The 21,244-nt window shown below is 64.3% G+C and carries 21 protein-coding genes; 11 read left to right on the top strand and 10 right to left on the bottom strand.

All coding sequences use genetic code 11. The annotated features are described in order from the left end of the window. The first annotated feature begins 51 nt into the window (after window positions 1-51). Window positions 52-675, top strand: a complete 624-nt coding sequence (locus tag PGP17_RS05825; RefSeq protein ID WP_270374589.1) for a pseudaminic acid biosynthesis-associated methylase — start codon at window positions 52-54, stop codon at window positions 673-675. 10 nt (window positions 676-685) lie between these two features. On the opposite strand, the gene pseC is transcribed toward PGP17_RS05825, so the two are convergent. From pseC to flbT, 8 genes are all read right to left on the bottom strand, one after another. After that, window positions 686-1,861 (bottom strand): UDP-4-amino-4,6-dideoxy-N-acetyl-beta-L-altrosamine transaminase, encoded by a 1,176-nt coding sequence (gene pseC / locus PGP17_RS05820; protein WP_270374588.1) that lies wholly within the window; start codon window positions 1,859-1,861, stop codon window positions 686-688. A 98-nt stretch (window positions 1,862-1,959) separates the two neighbouring features. Next, on the bottom strand, window positions 1,960-2,793 hold the full coding sequence (locus tag PGP17_RS05815) for a flagellin (protein ID WP_135943029.1): 834 nt from the start codon (window positions 2,791-2,793) through the stop codon (window positions 1,960-1,962). A 199-nt stretch (window positions 2,794-2,992) separates the two neighbouring features. Next, window positions 2,993-3,376 (bottom strand): flagellar protein FlaG, encoded by a 384-nt coding sequence (locus PGP17_RS05810; RefSeq protein WP_135943028.1) that lies wholly within the window; start codon window positions 3,374-3,376, stop codon window positions 2,993-2,995. 132 nt (window positions 3,377-3,508) lie between these two features. Beyond that, window positions 3,509-4,336 (bottom strand): flagellin, encoded by an 828-nt coding sequence (locus PGP17_RS05805; RefSeq protein ID WP_270374587.1) that lies wholly within the window; start codon window positions 4,334-4,336, stop codon window positions 3,509-3,511. A 104-nt stretch (window positions 4,337-4,440) separates the two neighbouring features. After that, on the bottom strand, window positions 4,441-5,265 hold the full coding sequence (locus tag PGP17_RS05800) for a flagellin (RefSeq protein ID WP_270374586.1): 825 nt from the start codon (window positions 5,263-5,265) through the stop codon (window positions 4,441-4,443). A gap of 363 nt (window positions 5,266-5,628) precedes the next feature. After that, complete coding sequence (locus tag PGP17_RS05795; RefSeq protein ID WP_135943025.1) at window positions 5,629-6,465, bottom strand: flagellin; 837 nt, start codon at window positions 6,463-6,465, stop codon at window positions 5,629-5,631. A 266-nt stretch (window positions 6,466-6,731) separates the two neighbouring features. Continuing rightward, complete coding sequence (gene flaF / locus PGP17_RS05790) at window positions 6,732-7,103, bottom strand: flagellar biosynthesis regulator FlaF (protein ID WP_135943024.1); 372 nt, start codon at window positions 7,101-7,103, stop codon at window positions 6,732-6,734. 6 nt (window positions 7,104-7,109) lie between these two features. Further along, on the bottom strand, window positions 7,110-7,520 hold the full coding sequence (gene flbT, locus PGP17_RS05785) for a flagellar biosynthesis repressor FlbT (RefSeq protein WP_135943023.1): 411 nt from the start codon (window positions 7,518-7,520) through the stop codon (window positions 7,110-7,112). A gap of 191 nt (window positions 7,521-7,711) precedes the next feature. On the opposite strand from flbT, the gene PGP17_RS05780 reads away from it, so the two are divergent. Continuing rightward, window positions 7,712-9,514, top strand: a complete 1,803-nt coding sequence (locus tag PGP17_RS05780) for a tetratricopeptide repeat protein (RefSeq protein WP_270374585.1) — start codon at window positions 7,712-7,714, stop codon at window positions 9,512-9,514. Window positions 9,515-9,531: 17 nt separating this feature from the next. Here PGP17_RS05780 and PGP17_RS05775 read toward each other — a convergent pair whose 3' ends face one another. After that, the gene (locus PGP17_RS05775; RefSeq protein WP_270374584.1) at window positions 9,532-10,176 is read right to left on the bottom strand and encodes a class I SAM-dependent methyltransferase; all 645 of its coding nucleotides are present in this window, start codon (window positions 10,174-10,176) and stop codon (window positions 9,532-9,534) included. Between the two features lie 95 nt (window positions 10,177-10,271). Here PGP17_RS05775 and pseI point away from each other — a divergent pair, with 95 nt between their 5' ends. Genes pseI through hisF form a run of 5 tightly spaced genes read left to right on the top strand, consistent with a single transcriptional unit; the run spans window position 10,272 to window position 14,857 of the window. Next, window positions 10,272-11,336, top strand: coding sequence for a pseudaminic acid synthase (gene pseI, locus PGP17_RS05770; RefSeq protein ID WP_270374583.1), 1,065 nt, complete (start codon window positions 10,272-10,274; stop codon window positions 11,334-11,336). Then, window positions 11,326-12,414, top strand: a complete 1,089-nt coding sequence (locus tag PGP17_RS05765) for a DegT/DnrJ/EryC1/StrS family aminotransferase (RefSeq protein ID WP_270374582.1) — start codon at window positions 11,326-11,328, stop codon at window positions 12,412-12,414. Before pseI ends, PGP17_RS05765 begins: the two co-directional genes overlap by 11 nt. Continuing rightward, window positions 12,411-13,427 (top strand): hypothetical protein, encoded by a 1,017-nt coding sequence (locus tag PGP17_RS05760; protein WP_270374581.1) that lies wholly within the window; start codon window positions 12,411-12,413, stop codon window positions 13,425-13,427. Before PGP17_RS05765 ends, PGP17_RS05760 begins: the two co-directional genes overlap by 4 nt. A gap of 3 nt (window positions 13,428-13,430) precedes the next feature. After that, window positions 13,431-14,075: an imidazole glycerol phosphate synthase subunit HisH gene (hisH, locus tag PGP17_RS05755; protein WP_270374580.1), complete on the top strand. Its 645-nt coding sequence runs from the start codon at window positions 13,431-13,433 to the stop codon at window positions 14,073-14,075. Next, window positions 14,069-14,857, top strand: coding sequence for an imidazole glycerol phosphate synthase subunit HisF (hisF, locus tag PGP17_RS05750; protein WP_270374579.1), 789 nt, complete (start codon window positions 14,069-14,071; stop codon window positions 14,855-14,857). Before hisH ends, hisF begins: the two co-directional genes overlap by 7 nt. A 1,385-nt stretch (window positions 14,858-16,242) precedes the next feature. On the opposite strand, the gene PGP17_RS05745 is transcribed toward hisF, so the two are convergent. Next, a complete protein-coding gene (locus PGP17_RS05745) occupies window positions 16,243-16,971 on the bottom strand; it encodes a WbqC family protein (protein ID WP_270374578.1) in 729 nt (242 codons plus the stop codon). Between the two features lie 170 nt (window positions 16,972-17,141). Here PGP17_RS05745 and PGP17_RS05740 point away from each other — a divergent pair, with 170 nt between their 5' ends. From PGP17_RS05740 to PGP17_RS05725, 4 genes are all read left to right on the top strand, one after another. Beyond that, window positions 17,142-18,374 (top strand): N-acetyl sugar amidotransferase, encoded by a 1,233-nt coding sequence (locus PGP17_RS05740; RefSeq protein WP_270374577.1) that lies wholly within the window; start codon window positions 17,142-17,144, stop codon window positions 18,372-18,374. Continuing rightward, window positions 18,371-19,594 (top strand): DUF4915 domain-containing protein, encoded by a 1,224-nt coding sequence (locus PGP17_RS05735; protein ID WP_270374576.1) that lies wholly within the window; start codon window positions 18,371-18,373, stop codon window positions 19,592-19,594. Before PGP17_RS05740 ends, PGP17_RS05735 begins: the two co-directional genes overlap by 4 nt. After that, window positions 19,591-20,316 carry a pseudaminic acid cytidylyltransferase gene (pseF, locus tag PGP17_RS05730; RefSeq protein ID WP_270374575.1) on the top strand — a complete coding sequence of 242 codons (726 nt, stop codon included), beginning with the start codon at window positions 19,591-19,593 and terminating at the stop codon, window positions 20,314-20,316. Before PGP17_RS05735 ends, pseF begins: the two co-directional genes overlap by 4 nt. An 80-nt stretch (window positions 20,317-20,396) precedes the next feature. Then, window positions 20,397-21,242 (top strand): AAA family ATPase, encoded by an 846-nt coding sequence (locus PGP17_RS05725; protein ID WP_135943011.1) that lies wholly within the window; start codon window positions 20,397-20,399, stop codon window positions 21,240-21,242. Window positions 21,243-21,244 lie beyond the last annotated feature (2 nt).

Below are 21,244 nucleotides of genomic sequence, written 5' to 3'. Positions count from 1 at the left end.
TTAACCGTCCCGGCTGAAGGCTGGCGCACGCTTTGACAAGGACGAACCCCCATGCACGATCCCGTCGACACCTGGGCTGGCGATTTCGGCGACGCCTATACCGAACGCTGCAGCGCGGAAGAGAGTCGTATCCGCAAGCGGACCCGGATGTGGGCGAGATGGCTGGACAGCTTCGGTTCTCGCGAGCCGCGCTCCATCCTGGAAGTGGGCTGCAATCTCGGCCTCAACCAGCGCGCGTTGCAGCAGCTGACCGATGCCGAACTCTTCGCCGTCGAGCCCAATGACAGCGCACGCCAGACCGTGCTGTCCGACGGAGTCATGGACGAAGCCCATATCCGCGCCGGACGCGGCGAAGACCTGCCCTTCGACACCGCCTCGATGGAGCTGGTCTTCACCAACGGCGTGCTGATCCACGTTCACCCCGACAATCTGGGCCAGGTGGCCGACGAGATGTACCGCGTCTCCTCGCGCTACATCCTGGTCTCTGAATATTTCAACGCGGAGCCGGTGGAGCTGGAGTATCGCGGCCTGAGCGGACATTTGTGGAAGCGCGACTTCGCCGGATTCTTCCTGGATCGCTTCTCCGATCTCGAAGTGGTCGCAGACGGCTTCCTGTGGAAGCGCACGATCGGGATCGACAATGCCACCTGGGCCTTGATGGAAAAGCGCGCCTAGAGCACCAGTCCTAGAGGCCCAGCACCGCCTTCAAGGCGGTCACGACCCGCTCCGGGTCTCCATCATCCATCGCCGGGTAGAGCGGCAGCGACAGGGTGCGCGCATAGTAGCGATCAGCGCCTTCGAAGCGTTGCTCGCCATAGAGCGCCTTGTAATAGGGCTGGTCAGAGACCGGGATATAGTGGACCTGCGTGCCCACGCCCTGTTGCGACAGGGCCCGCATCAATTCGGTGCGTGTCACGTCCAGCGCCTCGAAATCGATCCGCACATTGTAGAGATGCCGGCAGGCGTCGATGCCGGGGCGCCCGGCAGGCGGCTGGACATGGGGCGAAAGCGGGGCGAGCAGCGCGTCATACCGGGACGACAGATCCCGGCGGCGCTGCGCGAAGCGGGAAAGTTTCGTCAGCTGCGAACGGCCGAGCGCAGCGTTGATATCGGGCATGCGGTAATTCCAGCCGAGCGCGTGCATCTCATACCACCAAGGCTCCTGCGCGCCCGTCGCGCGCTCGAGCCGCGCTCCATCGCGCACCATTCCGTGGGAACGCGTCAGCCTCATGCGCTCAGCCAGCGCGGCGTCCCTCGTCGTCACCATCCCGCCTTCCCCGCACGCCAGCGTCTTGACCGGATGGAAGGAAAACGTAGCCGCATCGCTGTTCGGGCAGGCGCCGGCGGGCTGGCCGGCTTCATCGAGACTGGCCAGCGCGTGACAGCTGTCTTCCACGATGGCCAGACCGAGCGGACGCGCGAGGGCGGCAATGTCCTCCATAGCGCACATCACGCCGCCCAGATGCACCGGAGCGACCAGTCGCGCACGGTCTTGCGCGCGCGCCAGCGCCTCGCGCAGCGTGTCCGGCGTCATCAGCCCGGTCTCGGGATCGACATCGCAGAAGACGACATCCGCGCCGCAGAAACGGGCCGCGTTCGCGGTCGCCAGGAAGGTCACTGCCGGCACGATGACCGCGTCGCCCGGTCTCAGGCCAAGCCCGTCATAGGCCATGTGAAGCGCAGCCGTGGCGCTGTTGCAGGCGACGCCATTGGGGGAGGCGACCGCTTGGGCGAACTCGGCTTCGAACGCGCTTATTTCCGGCCCCGTCGTCAGATAGTCAGACTGCAGCGCGCGCGTGACGGCGTCGATATCGTCCTGGTCGATCGATTGGCGCCCATAAGGCAAATACCTGTCGCTCATTCAATGCGCTCCTGCGCCACGAGGTCCAGACAGCAAACCGCCCGGCACATGATGATGCACCGGGCGGCCGGATGTCACGGTAAAGAGGTCGCGACCGCCTATCGTCCGAAGAGCGAGAGGATGATCTGCGGCTCGGAGTTCGCGATCGAGAGGGCCTGTACGCCCAGCTGCTGCTGGACCTGGAGCGCCTGCAGCCTGGCGCTTTCCCGGGCAAGGTCCGCATCGACCAGGTTGCCCACCCCCTCGTTCAGGCTGTCGACCAGCTTGCCCACGAAGGTGCGGTGAGACTCGATCTTCTTCATGTCCGAGCCAAGATTGGCGAGCGCCTGGTTGACGTTGTCCAGACTGGCCTGGATCCCGGAAACGACGTTGGACGCCATCGTCACCGTGCCAAGGCTGGAGTTGCTCGTCAGCGTGATGACTGCGCCGGAGATGGACATGTCCTGCGTGCCCAGCGTAACCGTCCGTGTGGCATCGGCATCGGCGAGGAAGGCGATCCCGCCCGTGACCGAACCGTCCAGAATGTTGGCGCCATCGAACTCGGCGTTTGCCAGAACCGACTGGATCTGTTCGAGCAAGGCCTTGTAATCGCTATCATAAGCCTGACGCGAGAAGGTGTCGATGGACGGGTCCATGGCCGCTGTGGCTTTCTCGCGCATCTGGATCAGCAGATCGGAGATCGCCTCGCCGGCCGCCAGAGCGACATCGCCGATCGAGACCGCGCGGTCGAGCGAGGTCTGGACCGAGCCGAGGGCCCCGACGTCCGACCGCATGCCCTGGGCGACCGCGTACACGGCCGAGTTGTCCTTCGCACCCGACACTTTCAGGCCGGTGTTAATCCGCTGCTGAACATCCTGCATGTTCGTGTTGGTCTTGTTCAGATTCTGCAGGGCGATCATCGCGGATGTGTTGGTGTGGACGCTCAGCGCCATTGGACTTCTCCCGTTTCACCGTCATGCCGCTTCTGGCGGCTGTCTTACGGTTAACAGCAATGACCGGGCCAGTTTTTGGCCAGATCTGTTTTGAGAGAAGATTCAAAGAGGTAGGCTGAAACGCATATGTCCGGCCCCGCCTCTGGCGCAGCCGGTATGGTAAGATTTTCCACCTGACCGGTCAGATCTTGCCGGGCTGTCAGGCCTGTTCGTCGATCAGTCCGGCCTGGCCGTCGCGCAGGAAGGCGACAAGATCGAGATAGCTGTCAGGCGGCCATTTGCGGATGGTTTCGCCCGTCTGCTCGTTGATGATGCGGTAGATGAAGTGGCCGGATTCCTCGTGCCGGTCGATGCTGAGCCGATTGCTCTCCAGCGCCGAGACCGAGGCACGAAGCTTTTCGATCGCTGCGACCTGATCGTGCAGGTCCTCGCCGGTGAACGGGCCGGTATCCGCATCTGCGGACGGCTCGACCTTCGATTGCCCTTGTGGATTCTGGCGTGCCGGTTGTTGCGGTCCCGGTTCCTGAACGCCGAGCTCCAACCGGGACGACGCGAAGGCGCGTCCTGTCGTGAGCGGTTCCATGGGTCTGTTCCAATCCTTTACTCAATGCGCTCGCGCGCGATTCATCTCCGATGGCTGCTGGCTGGATCTGGTGAAGAAAGAGAGGGGGCGGCGGCGGAACCCCACGTTACACCGCCGCCCGCTCAGCTTCGATTACCGGAAGTAACCGAGGATCGTGCTCGGCGCGGAGTTCGCGATCGACAGCGCCTGGACACCCAGCTGCTGTTTCACCTGCAGCGACTGCAGACGTGCGGACTCTTTGGCCAGATCCGCGTCAACCAGGTTGCCGATGCCCTGCTCCAGGGTATCAGACAGCTTGCTGACGAAGGTCTTGTGGATCTCGAGAGACTTCGACCCGGTACCCAGGCGCGCCAGCGACGCGTTCAGGGAATCCAGCGAGGTCGCGATCGTGGAAGCAGCGGTGGATGCTTCGGCGGCAGTGCCGAACGAAGCGGTCGCGGCCAGGGTCACGATCGACCCGCCGAGGCTGAAGTTTTCGTCGTCGACATCGACCGTATTGCTGCCGTCTGCATTGGCGAGCGCGCTGATGCCGGCGGTCTTCGAGCCGTCAATCAGGTTGGCGCCATTGAATTCGGCGTTCGAGACGATCGTACCGATCTGGTCGCGCAGGGCCTTGAAGTCTTCGTTCAGGGCCGAACGTGCCGCCGTGTCGAGCGACGTGTCAGCCGCCGCGAGGGCTTTCTGCTTCATGTCGACCAGAATGTCGGAGATGGCTTCGCCACCGGCCAGGGCCACGTCGACGGTGGAGACCGCCAGATCGATGGACTGGGTCACGGCCTTGTAGCCGCCGACGTCTGCACGCATCGACTGGGCGATGGCGTAGATGCCGCCATTGTCCTTGGCCGACGAAATCGCCAGGCCGGTGTTGATGCGCTGCTGAACCTGCTGAAGATCGGAGTTGGTCTTGTTCAGGTTCTGGAGGGCGATCATCGCCCCCGGGTTCGTATTGATAGTCGCCATTTCTTGGCTCCTGTTCGTTTTCTACGTTGAAGACGCGCGTTTTGCGCGCTGTTATCCGGCGGCCCGGACGCTTCCTGCGCCGGAACCGCCGAAGTCAGGATCGATTACCGGAAGTAACCGAGGATCGTGCTCGGCGCGGAGTTCGCGATCGACAGCGCCTGGACACCCAGCTGCTGTTTCACCTGCAGCGACTGCAGACGTGCGGACTCTTTGGCCAGATCCGCGTCGACCAGGTTGCCGATACCCTGTTCCAGGGTGTCAGACAGCTTGCCGACGAAGGTCTTGTGGATCTCGAGGGATTTCGAGCCGGTGCCCAGACGCGCCAGAGACGCATTCAGGTTGTCCAGCGAGGTACCGATCGCCGTGGCCGCAGCCGAAGCGTTGGTCACGGTATTGATCTGCGTGGCGCCCGAAATGGTCAGCGTGGTCCCGGTCAGGCTGAGGTCTTCGGCACCGATGGTGATGGTGTTCGAACCGTCGGCATTGGCCAGAGCGCTGATATCGGTAGCGCCGTTGGAGATCAGGTTCTTGCCGTTGAACTCGGCGTTTTCAACAATCGTGCCGATCTGATCGCGCAGAGCCTTGAAGTCCTCGTTCAGGGCCGAACGCGCAGCCGTGTCGAGCGACGTGTCAGAGGCTGCGAGGGCCTTCTGCTTCATCTCGACCATGATGTCGGAGATCGCTTCACCCGCCGCGAGCGCGACATCGACCGTGGACGTGGCCAGATCGAGGGATTGGCTGACGGCCTTGTAGCCGCCGACGTCTGCACGCATCGACTGGGCGATGGCGTAGATGCCGCCATTGTCCTTGGCCGAGCTGATCGCCAGGCCGGTGTTGATGCGCTGCTGAACCTGCTCAAGATCGGAGTTGGTCTTGTTGAGGTTCTGGAGGGCGATCATCGCCCCCGCATTCGTATTGATAGTCGCCATTTCTTGGCTCCTGTTCGCTTTCTACGCTGTAGCGCACATTTTGCGCGCTGGGTCTTCTGACCTGGAGTCCAAGCAGCAAGTGCGGGGCCAGTTTTCACCGATCGCGTACAAAAGCCGGTATTTGCGTGGCCATGTTGGGGAGTCGGACGCTGAGGCGGGCGCTAACGAAGCGCCCCAGTCGGCAAAAATTGCCCGGTTTCAGCGTCAGAAGTCGGCAGTTTTTGCCGGAGTGACATTTTTTGCCTAGCGGGAAGTCTTCCCCGTGGGCTCGGAAATTGATTTGGTAAACAAGACATTAACCGCAAGCGAGTCAAAAAAATGCCGGGACCGCGTGGTGGCAACGGTCCCGGCCTTGTTGTCGTCCTACTGGAAGAAGGACAGCACCGATTGCGGTGCGGAATTCGCAATTCCCAGCGCCTGGATGCCCAGCTGTTGCTTCACCTGAAGCGACTGCAGGCGGGCGCTTTCCTTCGCGAGATCCGCATCCACGAGGTTACCGATCCCTGTTTCCAGAGCGTCAGACAGTTTCGTGACAAACGAGTCGTGGATCTCGAGCGCTTTGGACTTCGTGCCCAGACGCGCGAGCGCGTTGTTCACATTGTCCAGGCTCGTCCCGATCGCGCTGGCCGCCGCCGCAGCGGTGGTCGCGGTCGAGAAAGACGAGGTCGAAGTGATCGTCACGATCGTACCGGACAGGGACAGGTTTTCCGTCCCGACCGTGATCGAGTTCGATCCGTCGGCATTGGCCAGCGCGATAAACCCATCGGTTTGCGAGCCGTCAATGAGATTGACGCCATTGAACTCCGCGTTCGACACGATCGTACCGATCTGGTCGCGCAGCGCCTTGTAGTCTTCGTTCAGCGCCGAGCGGCTGGCAGTATCGAGCGATGCGTCTCCCGCGGCCAAGGCCTTCTCCTTCATCTCGATCAGAAGATCGGAAATGGCCTCACCGGCTGCCAGGGCAACATCGGTGGTGGCCATGCCACGATCCAGTGACTGCTGAACAGCCGAATACCCCGACACTTCCGAGCGCATGCGTTGGGCAATGGCAAAGATGCCGCCATTATCCTTGGCGCCGGCCACTTTCATGCCGGTGTTGATACGGGTCTGCACTTCCTGCAGCTCCGAATTCGTCTTGTTCAGGTTCTGCAGGGCAACCATGGCGCCTGCGTTCGTGTTCACGGAATTTGAGATGCTCATTGTGGGGTTCCTCCGTTCTGGAAGCTTGAACGGCCGTTTTAGCCGGCGGACATTTTGTCCTGCCCCTGCTGCGCAAACGCCGTGCCGTTTGCGGCACCCCCGAGCGTACGATTCACTATTTTGTTTCAATGGATTGGCAAAGGCGCCGCGGCGGCGTTAACCAGAGCGGCGATTATGGCCGGGCGATTTCTGCCGATCGGCAAATAGGAAACGGCCACCGGAGCTCTCCGGTGGCCGTCTGGCAGTTTCGTTCGGATCGACGCGTTTCAGACCGCTTCGGCGTTCGCCACGGCCGGTGCCAGGCCCTGCATGATCATGCGGTTGATCTCGATCAGAGTGTCGAAATTGCTGTCGCCGCGCATGACAGCACTGGTCTCTTTCGAGACGAAAATACCCAGAGAAATGATGGCGGCGCGCAGGCTCTCGGGCAGTTTGTTGCCCTCGCTGCCACAGTCGGCAGCCAGGCCTGACCACATGCGACGGTTCCAGTCGAGCGCATCGGCGCGCTGCTTGAATTCCAGAGGCCCGGCTTCGCTGGCCGCAATGAGCGCCCGCGTCACCTGGCCGAAGAGCCGGTACTCGGTTTCACGCGGGTTTTCGGCCCGCGCAGAGGCGGTCTGGTAAGCGCGATAGGACATGTCGGGCTAGCCCTTGCTGCTCGATGAGGCGAGCCCCATGCGCTCGGCCTCGTAGGCAATCAGTTTGCGACAGCGCAGAAGCGCCTTGTAGTATTCGGCACTCATCACATCCCGGCTGATGGAGACGCATTCCGACAGGATATCCGGGTTGGAGATCGCCCCCATGAACTCGGTCATGCGGCGCACGAATTCGTCGTAAACGTCGTTTTCTGCCCTGGAGGACAGATACATCATCATGACCGGGAAATAGATGCGCTTGGCGGGGCTATCGACCTCATGCTCCTGCATGATGTCCTTCTCGCGAAGGACCGAGGCCTTGTTCTGAAGCACCAGGGTCGCGCGCCTGTCACCGTTCTCCACGACCGCACCATTAAGCACGAACCGTTCTCCAGGCTTGAGCGAAAGCTTGAGCGGCATGGATACGAAACTCCAGTCACGATCATCAGAGCCGAATAGCTCTTTGGTTTGAAGCTACGGTGAAAGAACACCGTGAATAAAGCGTTTCTGCGCTGCGCCGGGACACAGAAATCCCGCGCCGCGAGTGATTAGCGAAACCTTAATCGAACCAGCGCTTCCTTGCACGCTCATCCGAATACTGGAGTGGGTAGATGAGCCAGCTTCTCGATCTTGATGCCGAACTGGCCGCCGGCACCGAACACGCCAAACGCGAAATCCGTCCGCGCCGGGACAAGCCGGCCGCGGCCGAGCTGCAACGCACTCTGAACGATGCCAGGCGGCAAGCCTCCGCGCCGCCGCCCAAGGCGGTGGCCATGCTGCGCCGCGCCTTGAAGATCGTCGAAGACAACCCGGTTTCCGCCGCCAAGGCCGCCCGGCTTTGCCTCGACGCGGTGGAGATGGCGCCGGACAGCGCGATGGCCAACCATGCGCTGGCGCTGTGCCTGGAACGCCTGGGGCGCCTGTCCAAGGCGCTGCAATTCTACGAACGCGCCTGGAAGCTCGATCCGACAGATCCCGAGATCTACATGAACCTCTCCACCCTGGCGTGGCAGATGGACATGCTGGACGCGGCCGAGAAATTCCTGCGTATCTACCTGCAAATGGTGCCCAACCATACCGGCGCCACGATCAACCTGGCCGGGGTACTGCGCGACAAGGGCGGGTTCGAGGCCTCGATCGAGCTGCTGCGCGCGGCCATCTACGCCTCGCCGGAAAACTACGAGCTGTGGAACTCGCTGGGCACGACGTTGCTGGAATCGGGCAAGCCGGACGAGGCGCTGACCTTCTATGACGAGTCCCGGCGCCTGAAGCCGGACTATGCGCGCGCGCATCACAACACCGCTTTCGCCTACGAATTGCTGGGACGGCCGGACAAGGCGACCCATCACTTCCGCGAAGCGCTCAAGACGGCCTCCAACCACAAAGACATCATCACGATGACGCACGGCCTGTCGCAATCGCTACTGGCCATGGGTGAACTTGAAGAAGGCTGGGACCTCTACGATTCGCGCCTCGACCCGACCCACAAGAATATGTGCCATGTCCTGGTCGATGCTCCGATGTGGGATGGACGAGACCTGGAGGCCATTCGCGGCAAGCGGCTGCTCTGGGTCGGCGAGCAGGGCCTGGGCGACGAGATCCTTTTCCTGCAGCTGGCCAAAGACTTGTTGGAGGCGATCGGACCGGAGGGTGAGCTTCGCATCGTGGTCGAGCGCCGCCTGGTGGACATGATCCAGAAGACCCTGCCTGAAGCCAAGGTTGGCTCACACCGCACGATGGAGCGCGAGGGCAAGCTGTTTCGTGCCGTCGTCGGGTTCGAGGACGCGGCGCCCGCCGATTTCTGGACGCCCTTCATTCAGCCCGCGCGCGCCTTCCGGCACGCGATCGAGGACTTTCCCGAGGAGCCGATCCTCAAACCCGAGGCGAGCGATCTCGCCCACTGGCGCGGCGAACTGGCCAAGACCGGTCCCGGCCTGAAGGTCGGGATTCTGTGGAAGTCATTGAAAATGGACGCCAAGCGGTCGAAGCACTTTTCTGCTTTCGACCAGTGGAAGCCGGTGCTGAAGACTCCGGGCGCGGACTTCATCAATCTTCAATACGGCGAAACCGCCACCGACATCGCCTATGCGAAGGAAAGATTCGGCGTCGACATTCATACGCTGGACGGGATCGACCTGAAGAACGACCTCGAACAGGTCACCGCGCTGGCGGCATCCTGCGATCTGGTCATCGGGCCGACGAATGCCACCACCAGCCTGGCCGGCGCGGCCGGCGCCCGGGTCTGGTTCGTCCACCCGCACGCCAATGTGTGGACCCATATGGGCTTCGGGCGCTCGCCCTGGTTCGCGAGCTCGCGCTCCTTCTTCGGCAAGGACTACGCGGACTGGGCGGGCATCATGAACACGGTCGCCGAGGCGCTGGACGAGCTGGCCAGAAAAGAGAAAGCCGCCTGAAGGCCTCGGGCCGGCAGCTAGCGCCGGGTCAGGTAAATCTGGAAGCACGCCTCGTTATAGACCGGCGCGGACCCCGCCGGATCCGGCGCCCGGACCAGCGTGCGGCGCCGTTCGAAGACCTGGTCGATATCGAAGGCGGCGAACAGGGTCTCGATTTCGCCCAACGAATAGAAAACGCGATACCCAAAGACCGGGTCCTGGCCGCCATCGCCCAGCGCGGCATGACCATGATCGGTATTGGCAATCTCGAAGAATGCGCCCGCGCCCGGCTTCATGGCCTCTGCGATTTCATCCACATAGGCCTGACCCAGCGGCTTGGGGACGTGCTGGAGGGCGGCACGCTCGATGACCACGTCGAGGCTGGCCGGCGCCAGCGCCAACGTCTCGCCATTGGCAAACAACTCCAGGCCTTCATAGCGGCGCCGGGCCGCGGCAAGGCCGGCTTCGGACACGTCGCTGCCGATCAGGCGCGCATCAGGAAACAGGCTGCGCAGGAAGCCGAGATTCTGCGCGTTGCCACAACCGAACTCGTAGACCATCCCGGCCCGGTTTCGCGACAGGGCCTTGATGGCGAACACGACCGCATCGGTATAGGGTGCATGCGTGAACGAGCCGGCATAGTAGCCGTCCCACGTCCTGGCTGCCGCTTCGGTCTCGCTCATGCCTGTCCTCGGCCTCCCGGTCAGTTCACCCAAACTTGAGGGTTGAATCGATAACATACGCCATGCCCCGCCTCACGCCACAGGACATACCGGCAATGACCCAGACCTCTGACATGTTTGACCAGATCCAGGATGTCACCCGTCCGCCGCTGATCATCGCAGAGCTGTCGGCCAATCATTCGGGCGATCTGGGCCGGGCGCTCGAGATCATCGCCGCGTGCGGCGAGGCCGGCGCTGACGCGCTGAAGCTGCAGACCTACACGGCCGACACGATCACGCTGAACCATGACGGGCCGGGCTTTGTGCTGGACGGCGGGCTGTGGCACGGGCGCAAGCTGCACGACCTGTACGAGGAGGCGCACACGCCCTGGGACTGGCACGAAGCGCTGTTCGAAGCCGGGCGCAAGGCGGGCATGGCGGTGTTCTCGTCGCCCTTTGATTTCAGCGCCATCGACTTTCTCGAACAGTTCGATCCGCCGGCCTACAAGATCGCCTCCTTCGAGCTGATCGACCTGCCGCTGATCGCCCATGCAGCAAGGACCGGACGCCCGCTCGTCATGTCGACCGGCATGGCCAGCTGGGACGAGGTAATGGAAGCGGTGCTGACCGCGCGCCAGGCCGGGTGCGACCGGCTGTGCGTCCTGCACTGCACGTCCGGCTACCCGACGCCGATCGAGGAGGCCGATTTGCGCACCCTGCCCGACCTTGCCATGCGGCTGGGACTTCCTGTGGGGCTTAGCGATCACACGCCGGGCATTGCCGCGCCGGTGGCCGCCACGGCGCTGGGCGCGCGGGCGATCGAGAAGCACGTCACGATGCGCCGGTCCGATGGCGGGCCGGATGCGGCCTTCTCGCTGGAACCCGATGAGCTGGCGGCGCTGGTACGCGAAACCCGTAACGCCCACGCGGCTTTAGGTCAGGTACGTACGGGGACGGCCAAGTCGGAAGAAGGCTCCAAGACGGTGCGCCGCTCGCTCTATGTCGCCGCGCCGGTGAAGGCCGGTGAGACGCTGACGCCGGACAATGTGCGCTCGGTGCGTCCAGGCGGCGGGCTGCATCCGCGCGAATACACACGGGTTCTCGGCCGGCCGGCCGCGCGCGACCTGGCGTTCGGAGAGCCGCTGGACTGGTCGATGGTCGAGGGCGGCCATGACACCTAGCGCGCAAGCCGCGGTCGCCGAGGCGTTCGGGGGCAGTCATGGCGTGCTGTTCGGGCGCGCGCGCTCGGCCCTGCTGGCCGTGTTCGAGGCGCTGGGCCTGCACGGTCGGTCGATCCTGCTGATCCCGTCCAATGCCTGTCCGAGCCTTCTGGCATGCGCCTGGGCGAGCGGAGCGCAGGTCCGGCTGGCGCCCGTGAACGCACGCACCGGGGTCAATGACGATGCCGCGCTGGCCGCCCAGATCGAGGCGCTCGCCGCCGAGGGCAAGACCGGCGCGGTCCTGTTCACCCACCTTTACGGCTTCCGGCTGACCTTCGATGCGGCACGCAAGGCGGCCAGGCAAGCGGGCTGGCAAACCATTGAAAACGATGCCAATTCGTCCAGCTTCGCGCCGGGCGGAGCGGCCCCTCTTGGAGACGTGGCGCGCATTGTTAGCTTCGGACCGGGCAAGGTTCTGGACGCCGGTGCGGGCGGCGCGGTGATCACCGACGATCCGGCGCTGGCAGAGGCGCTGAGCGCGCGGGCGGCGCTCTACCCGGCGCTGGACGAGCAGGCGGACCGGGTCGAAACCGCGCTGACGCTGGAGCGCCGGCGGCTGCGCAATGCCGGACAGGCGAGCGCCGGAGAGGCCTTGCTTCTTAATGAAATCAGTGAGTTGCGATATACGTTTCCGGCCAGCTCCGAGCCCGATCTGCTGGCAGCCCTCGCCCGGCTGCCGGTCCGGATCGCACGGCGCAAGGCGCGGGCGGCGCTGTGGCAGGAACGCCTCGCGCCCTTCGCGCCGCAGCTCGCCTGCGTGGACCTGCCCCAGCCCGGACCCTGGCGCCTGATCGCGCGGACCGAGCCTGAAGTGCGCGACGATGTGGTGGCGCGCCTGCGCGAGGCGGGCATCGATGCCGGGACGAATTATCCCGCATTGAGCGACGCTTTCCCGCACCTGACCGGAGACCAGGCGCATCCCGACAGCGAGGCCTGGGCCAGGACGGCTCTCAATCTGTGGCTGGACGCGGATTACCCGGCCGAGCGGATCGGCCAGGCGGTCTCGATCATCGCATCCACGCTGGAGGCAAGCTCATGACGCGCCTTCTGGTGCGCGTGGATGCCACGCACGAAAAAGGCCTCGCCCATGCCGCCCGGACGAGCCGCCTGATCGCCAGCCTGCCCGGCAGTCTGGAGGTCGAACTGGTCGGAACAGGCGAAAGCCTCTCCCGGTTTTTCCCCGGGGTCACGATTACCCCCACCGGCCCGGATGCCGGGGCCACCGTGCTGGCCCGAGCGGAGGCCTTCGAGCCGGCGGCGATTCTGATCGACGAACCGGACATGGACCCCGGACTCTGGGCCGCGCTGGAAAAAGTGCCGCACATCAAGCGGATCGCGATCGACGATTTTGGCGGGCCGATGCCTGCAGACCTTGCCGTCAACGGCACAGTAATCCCGAGATACCACACCTATACCGGACTACGATCCGGCGGTAAGTCCATGTGCGGCGGCCATTACGCGCTGCTATCTCGCCACTTTGCCGGCGCGCGTCACGATGCGCCGCGAACCGGACCGATCGTCGCGGTGTGCGGCGGCGGCGACCGGGCGGCGCGCTGGGCGATGACGCTCGCCGAGATCGGCCCCGGGCTCGCCATCGGCTATGGTTTTACCCTCATTGTCGGCGCGGCTTATCCCCGGTTCGACGCGCTGTCGGAGATCGCCCGCGCGCACGGCACGACGCTGGAACGCGGCCTGCCGCCCGAGACCCTCGCGCGCCGTCTCGCCGAGGCGCCGGCCGCGGTGCTGACCGGGGGCATGATCGCCTACGAGGCGCTGGCCGCCGGCGTGCCGGCGCTTGTCTTTCCGCAGCTTGAAAACCTGGTCGAGGAAATCGACTGGTTCGCCCAGCGCGGCGGGCTGATCGACCTCGGGTTCGAGACCGGGGACAAGCCTGAGCATATCGCGGCCGAACTGACCGGCCTGCTGAACAACCCGGCCCGGGCGCGCGCCCTGTCGCAGACCGGACCGCAGCTTGTGGACGGGCTCGGCATGGAGCGCGCGGCAGCGGCGGTGGCCGAGCTGCTGAAGCTCGGCCAAGGCGGCAAGGAGTAAGCGATGACGATCGCCATTCTCGATTACGGCATGGGCAATCTGACCTCGGTGAAGAATGCGCTCGCCCATGTGGGCGCGCAGGTCGCGATCACCGCCGACCCGGCCCTCGTGCGCGCGGCAAGCGGCGTGGTGCTGCCGGGCGTCGGTGCATTCGGCGAGGGCATGGCCCATCTGAAATCGCTCGGGCTCGATACGCTCTTGCGCGACGAGATCGCGCCGTCCGGCCGCCCCCTGCTGGGGATCTGCCTCGGGATGCAGCTCTTGCTCGACGAGAGCGAGGAGCATGGACGCCATGACGGGCTCGGCATCATTCCCGGCCGCGTGCGCCGCCTCGCCCCGCCGGCCCAGACCCCGCCGCTTCGCGTGCCGCACATGGGCTGGAACCATGTCGAGGCCACCGGGGCCGACACGCTGTTCAAGGGGCTCAACCAGAACGAGGCCTTCTACTTCGTTCACAGCTATGTCGCCGTGCCGGACGATCCCGCCGCCGTGGCCGGATGGACCGAACATGGCGAGCGCTTCGCCTCCGCCCTGTGCTCTCAGACCGGACCGGCAAGGGTCTGGGCCACGCAGTTTCATCCTGAGAAAAGCCACCGGGCCGGGCTCGCCCTGCTCGAAAACTGGCTCGAAGAGGTTCGCTCATGCTGATGCCGCGCCTGATCCCGGTGCTGCTGCTCCTGAACGGGCGCCTGGTGCGCAGCGAGCGCTTCGACACCCACCAGATCATCGGCGATCCGCTGCACGAGGTCGCGCGCTTCAACGACTGGACGGTGGACGAGCTGATCTATCTCGACATCACCCGAGAGGGCGGGCTGGAGCGCGGACGCACGGACTCCGGCAATCGCGCCTACGGGACATCCATGGACGTGCTCGAAGCGGTCGCCTCGCACTGCTTCATGCCGCTGACCTGGGGCGGGCGCGTCAGCTCGGTCGATCATGTGCGCGAAATCTTCGCGCGCGGGGCGGACAAGGTCGCCATCAACACCGCCGCGATCGAGACGCCGGCCCTGATGAGCGAGATCGCCAACCGGTTCGGCGTGCAGGCCCTGGTGGTCAGCATCGACGCGAAGGCGAAAGATGACGGCTGGGAGGTGATGACGCGCGGCGGCCGCACCGCCACCGGGCGCGATCCGGTTGCCTGGGCCAAAGAGGCCGAGGATCGCGGCGCGGGCGAAATCCTGTTGCAGAGTCTCGACCGCGACGGGCGCGGCACCGGCTACGACCTCGCCCTGATCGAGGCGGTGTCGAGCGCGGTGACCATCCCGGTCATCGCCTGCTCCGGCGTCGGCATGTACGAGCATTACGCCAAGGGCCTGAAAGCGGGGGCGGACGCGGTCGCCGCCGCCAATATCTGGCATTTCAAGGAACTCGCCGACCGCGGCGGCAAACGCGCCCTGCAACGCGCGGGGTTCGATGTCAGGATGCCGTGAGGCACCCTGTCCTCTCTGGGTTCCGGGTCTCGCTTTGCTCGCCCGGAATGACGAAGGTTGGGATGGCGCCCGCCTTCCGATGCTTCGAGGCTCGCTTTGCTCGCACCTCAGCATGAGGGAGGCGGGCTGGAGGTTTGTGATAATTATATCTTTAAAAACAAAAGTTTGATGTCGCCCATCCCCCTCACCCTGAGGTGCCCGGCAAAGCCGGGCCTCGAAGGGTCGGATGCCGGACACCTCTACCTCATTCCCCCTCTTTCCTGACGAAAGTCAGGATCCAGAGAGGACGGGACGCCCTGTCCTCTCCTGGGTCCCAGCGTCCGCTGGGAAAGAGGCGTTGTGTTGGACCGGCAGAGAAAAAATCGAAGCGTGTCACCCCGGTCGAAGGGAGCGCCGGGGCCTCGTGCGAGAGGTAGGCGCCCGCCTTCCGATGCTTCGAGGCTCGCTTTGCTCGCACCTCAGCATGAGGGTGTGGGTGGGGTGAGGTTTATCATTAGATACAATCAGTTGATGTCGCCCCCGCCCTCACCCTGAGGTGCCCGGCAAAGCCGGGCCTCGAAGGGTCGGATGCCGGACACCTCTACCTCACTCCCATCCCTCTTTCCTGACGAAAGTCAGGACCCAGAGAGGACGGGACGCCCTACGCTCTCCTGGGTCCCAGCATCCGCTGGGAACGAGGCGTGGTGTTGGACCGGCAGAGAAAAAATCGAAGCGTGTCACCCCGGTCGAAGGGAGCGCCGGGGCCTCGTGCGAGAGGTAGGCGCCCGCCTTCCGATGCTTCGAGGCTCGCTTTGCTCGCACCTCAGCATGAGGGTGTGGGTGGGGTGAGGTTTATCATTAGATACAATCAGTTGATGTCGCCCCCGCCCTCACCCTGAGGTGCCCGGCAAAGCCGGGCCTCGAAGGGTCGGATGCCGGACACCTCTACCTCACTCCCATCCCTCTTTCCTGACGAAAGTCAGGACCCAGAGAGGACGGGACGCCCTACGCTCTCCTGGGTCCCAGCATCCGCTGGGAACGAGGCGTGGTGTTGGACCGGCAGAGAAAAAATCGAAGCGTGTCACCCCGGTCGAAGGGAGCGCCGGGGCCTCGTGCGAGAGGTAGGCGCTCGCCCTCCGATGCTTCGAGGCTCGCTTTGCTCGCACCTCAGCATGAGGGTGTGGGCGGGGCGAGGTTTATCATTAAATATAATGAGTTGATGTCGCCTATCCCCCTCACCCTGAGGTGCCCGGCAAAGCCGGGCCTCGAAGGGTCGGATGACGGACACCTCTGTCTCACTCCCACCCCCTCTTTCCTGACGAAAGTCAGGACCCAGAGAGGACGGGACGCCCTACGCTCTCCTGGGTCCCAGCGTCCGCTGGGAAAGAGGCGTGAGGTCGGAGCGCCTACCCCTCCAGCGCGCGCTGCGCCTCGTCCAGATCGCTCGTGACGTGGCCGCTGGCGCGGACGAGGTCGGCGGTGGCGGGGCCGAGATTGAACAGGGCGTCGAGGACGGAGAGGTTGGAGAGGAAGGGTTTGCCCTGGTCGTAGACCGGCGGGGTGAAGGCCTGCCAGAGATGGGTCAGGCCGGCGGCGGCAAAGCCGGCCTCGTCGACATAGGCGGCGGCGCCCACATTGGAAATGTAGCCGTCGGCATTGGCAGCGTGGCACAGCGAGACGAGCCGGTCCTGGGCCTCGCCTTCATGGGGCAGGCTGGCGCTGTCGAGGATCGCGGTGTCCAGCTGCAGCACTTCGCAGAGATGGCGGATCAGGGCGGTGTCGAGATCGGCGAGACTGGCGTACTCGGCTTCGATCAGGGCTTCGACCTGCGGGAAGTACGCCTCGAAGAAGGGCCGCTTGCCATAGACCTGTTTCAGCGTGGTGAGATGTTTCTTGCGCCAGGGCTCTTGTGCGATTTCGGTCTGGCGGATGGTGCGGGCGAGATCTCCGCTCTTGCGCACCGGCACGGAGAGGAAGATCGCCTCCTTGCCGTTGCGCACGCGGTTGCGCTGTTGCCAGCTATGACGCTGGAACTGGACGTCGGGCAGCAGGACGAAGACGTCGCTGAGCGCGATTTTGCTGAACAGGATGAGGCCAGGCAGATAGACCGGCTGGTGGGCGCTGAGCAGACGCATGCGAGTTGGCCCTTCCTGACGCGGCAGCATGGTTAATCCTTAACGTTTCCACGCTTTCCTAAGGCTTAACCGGCCGGCCGGGGCCGCGCTTGATCGCTGCGGACAAGCGCGAGACCCTGTAGGCGGCCGATTCGGATATTCGCCTTGAAGCCCCGCGCAAAGGAAGGCCCATGAGCGTCCAGTTCTGCAAGACGTGCTTCTATCCCAGCAGCTCGGCTGCGCCCCTCACCTTCGACGACCAGGGCCGGTGCTCGGGCTGCCGCGTGGCGGGCCAGACGGTCGATATCGACTGGGACGAGCGCTGGACCATGCTGGAAGAGATGGTCGACGCGTATCGCAACCCGTCCGGCTATGACTGCGTCATCCCGGTCGGCGGCGGCAAGGACAGCTATTACCAGACCCATCTGGCGGTGAAGAAGCTGGGCCTGCGCCCGCTTCTGGTCACCTATCACGGCAACAACTTCCTGCCCGAGGGCGAGTATAACCTGCAGCTGATGCGCGAGGCGTTCGACACCGAGCACATCATCATGCGCCCCGGCCTTGAGACCCTCATCAAGATGAATCTGCTGGGCTTCAAGCTGCACGGCGACATGAACTGGCACAACCATGCCGGCATCAAGACCTATCCGATCCAGATGGCGGTGCGCCACGAAATCCCGCTCATGCTGTGGGGCGACCATGGCTGGGTCGATCTGGGGGGCATGTTCTCCTACTCCGACTTTCCCGAGTTCACCGCCAAGACGCGCAAGGAGCACGACCTGCACGGGCTGGACTGGGACGACTTCACCGACGAGGGGCTGGAGCGCCACGGGCGGCCCGATCTGAAAATGGGCCTGACGAAGAAGGAGTTGAGCTGGGCTGTCTATCCCAGCGACGAGGAGATCGACCGCGTCGGGGTGCGCGGCGTGTATCTCGGCTTCTACGAGAAGTGGAACGGCAACAAGTGCGCAGCCGTCGCCGAAGAGGAATATGGCTGGAAGAAAGCCGAATATCCGTTCGAGCGCACCTACCGCAAAATCTCCAATCTCGACGACATGCACGAGAACGGGGTTCACGATTATCTCAAATTCATCAAGTTCGGATACGGTCGCGCGACCGATCATGCCAGCCAGGACGTGCGCCTGGGCGTGATGGACTACAAGACCGGCCTGGAAATGGTGAGAAAGCACGATCACGTCAAACCGCGCCGGGATCTGGAGCGGTGGCTGGGCTATGTCGATATGAGCGAGGCCGAGTTCGACTGCATCTGCGACACCTTCCGCGATCCGCGCGTGTGGCGCATCGAGAACGACCAATGGGTCAAGGACGATGTCTGGGGCGGAGCGTCGAGCTATGGCCCGGTCTATCTGGACAAGGACGATCCGCGCCGCGAGCTCTACATCTTGAAGGGCGCGCAGGTATGAGCGCGACCACCACGGCCGAGTTTACCACCTTCGCCGATGTGAACGGGCGCGGCCGGGGCCGGCCCATCGTGCTGGCCGGGGCGGGCAATATCGCGACCAAGACGCTGCGCCGGGTCAAGGGCGTGACGGGGATCGTGGACAATAACCCCAATCTGCAGGGCCAGAGCCAGGCCGGGCTGGAAATCGCCAAGCCCGACACGCTGCGCACCCTGGACCCGCGCCCTTTCGTGGTGATCTGCACCACCTCCTTTGTTGAAGTGGGCGAGCAGCTGGCCGGGTATGGCTTCACGCCGGGCACCGATTTCGTGGTCAGCCCGGTGCTGAACGATCTGCGCATCATCGCCGAGATGGAAGCGCTGGAAGAAACCGTGCTGTTCACCTGCGGCCTGCCGCCGAGCGAAGACCCCGAAGCGGGCGGTGGCCTCTATGAGCTGAGCATCAAGGGCGCGCGCCACAGCTTCAGAAAGGTGATGGCGGGCAATTTTCACGGGCTGAAACCGCATGGCGAGCATTTCATCGCCATCGACGACGAGCGCGGCCTCATCACGTTCGACCGCGAGTACACCATCCTCTCCACCTTCGCCCTGCCGCAGGGCGCGCGCTGTCACGGCGTGTGCTGGAGCGAGGAGCACCGCAAGTATTTCATCGCCTGCTCCTATCTCGATGCCATCCTGGTCTATGACGAGGACGGGCAGGAGGAGGAGCGCATCGCGATCTCGCGCAAGCAGGCGCGCACGAGCGAGGCGCAGCACCATTGCAACGACATCCTGGTGCTGGGCGACAGCGTCTACCTGTCCATGTTCTCTGCCACCGGCAACTGGAAGCGCGACGTGTTCGACGGGGTGGTCCTGGAGTACGACTTCGCCGAGAAGCGCTGGGCCGGCCCGGTCATCTCCGACCTGTGGATGCCGCACTCGATCGACTTCGTGGACGGGTCGCTGGTCGTGCTGGATTCGCTGCGCGGGCGATTGCTGAAGAATAATGCGCAGACGATCGGCCAGTTTCCCGGCTTTGCGCGCGGGCTCGCCCATGACGGGTCGCGCTTCTTCATCGGGCAGAGCCGCAACCGCAATTATTCGGCGGCGATGGGGGTGTCGAACAACATCGCCATCGATACCGCGATCACGGTGTTCGACGAGCACACCAAGGTGTCCAAGAGCTTCCACCTGCCCTCCACCGTGTCGGAAATTCACGCCATCGCGCTCAATACGCGCCGATGAAGATCGCCGTCATCCCGGCCCGCGGCGGCTCCAAACGCATTCCGCGCAAGAATGTGCGCGCCTTCCACGGACGGCCGATGCTGGAATGGCCGGTGCGCGCGGCGCTTCAGACCGGGCTGTTCGACGCGGTTCTGGTTTCCACCGACGATGAGGAGATCGCAGAGGTGGCCCGCGCGGCCGGGGCGCAAGTGCCCTTCCTGCGGCCCAAGGCGCTGGCAGACGATTTTACCGGCGTGGTTCCGGTGATCGCCCACGCCGTGACGGCCTTCGAGGACGCGAGCGGGCAGGCGGTCGAGCTGACCTGCGCGATCTATGCGACCGCGCCCTTCGTGCAGGCGGACGATATTCGCGCCGGCCATGACGCGCTGGTGGCGGCGCCGGGCCAGGACTACGCGATTTCGGTGACGCCCTTCGCGTTTCCGGTCCAGCGCGCGCTCAAACGCGTGGAGACCGGCTCCGGGCCGGGCCTCGCGCCGATGCAGCCGGAATTCATTGCCTCGCGCTCGCAGGATCTCGAACCGGCGTTCCACGACGCGGCGCATTTCTTCTGGGCGCGGCGCGCGGCGCTGGCCGGACAGGCGCCGGTCTTCTCGCCGAAATCGATTCCCATCGAGATCGCGCCGAAATACGTGCAGGACATCGATACGCCGGAGGACTGGGCGCGCGCCGAGCTGATGTTTGCTGCACTGCACCCCCATGACGGCGGGCCGGCGTCCAGCTAGGTTGTGTTCAGGAGCGCGCCATCGCAAGCTTTGGCGGCGCACCACGTCAGACCAGGCATTACAGAGGGACGAAACCGCCCATGCGTTTTGAAGGCACGAAGGATTATGTCGCGACCGAAGAGCTGGCTGCGGCGGTGAACGCGGCGATCGTCCTGGAGCGCCCGCTCCTGGTCAAGGGCGAGCCGGGCACGGGCAAGACCGAGCTGGCCCGCCAGGTCTCCGACGCGCTGGGCGCGCCGATGCTGGAATGGCATATCAAGTCGACCACCAAGGCCCATCAGGGCCTTTACGAGTATGACGCCGTGGCCCGCCTGCGCGACAGCCAGCTGGGCGACGACAAGGTGCACGACGTGCGCAACTATATCCGCAAGGGCAAGCTGTGGGAGGCGTTCACCGCCGACCAGCGCCCCGTGCTGCTGATCGACGAGATCGACAAGGCCGATATCGAGTTTCCCAACGATCTCCTGCAGGAACTCGATAAGATGGAGTTCTTCGTCTACGAGACCGGCGAGACGATCCGCGCGGAAAAACGCCCCATCGTCATCATCACCTCGAACAACGAGAAGGAATTGCCCGACGCCTTCCTGCGCCGGTGCTTCTTCCACTTCATCGCCTTTCCTGACGAGGAGACGATGGAGCGGATCGTCCAGGTCCACTTCCCCGACCTGAAGGGCCGCCTCCTGTCCGAGGCGCTGCGCGTCTTCTACGAGGTGCGCCAGGTGCCGGGGCTGAAGAAGAAACCCTCCACCAGCGAGCTGCTCGACTGGCTGAAACTCTTGCTGGTCGAGGACCTCGACCCGGCCGTGCTGCGCGAGCGCGACGCCCGCAAGCTCATCCCGCCCCTGCACGGCGCCTTGCTGAAGAACGAGCAGGACGTGCAGGTGTTTGAGAAGCTGGCGTTTCTGGCGCGACGGGACGGGGGTTAGGG

The sequence above is a fragment of the Marinicauda sp. Alg238-R41 genome, assembly GCF_947331485.1.
In the GTDB taxonomy this organism is placed as follows: Bacteria; Pseudomonadota; Alphaproteobacteria; order Caulobacterales; family Maricaulaceae; genus Marinicauda; species Marinicauda pacifica.
Note: the sequence above shows the minus strand (reverse complement) of the source record. Positions and strands in the feature narration are given on the sequence as shown.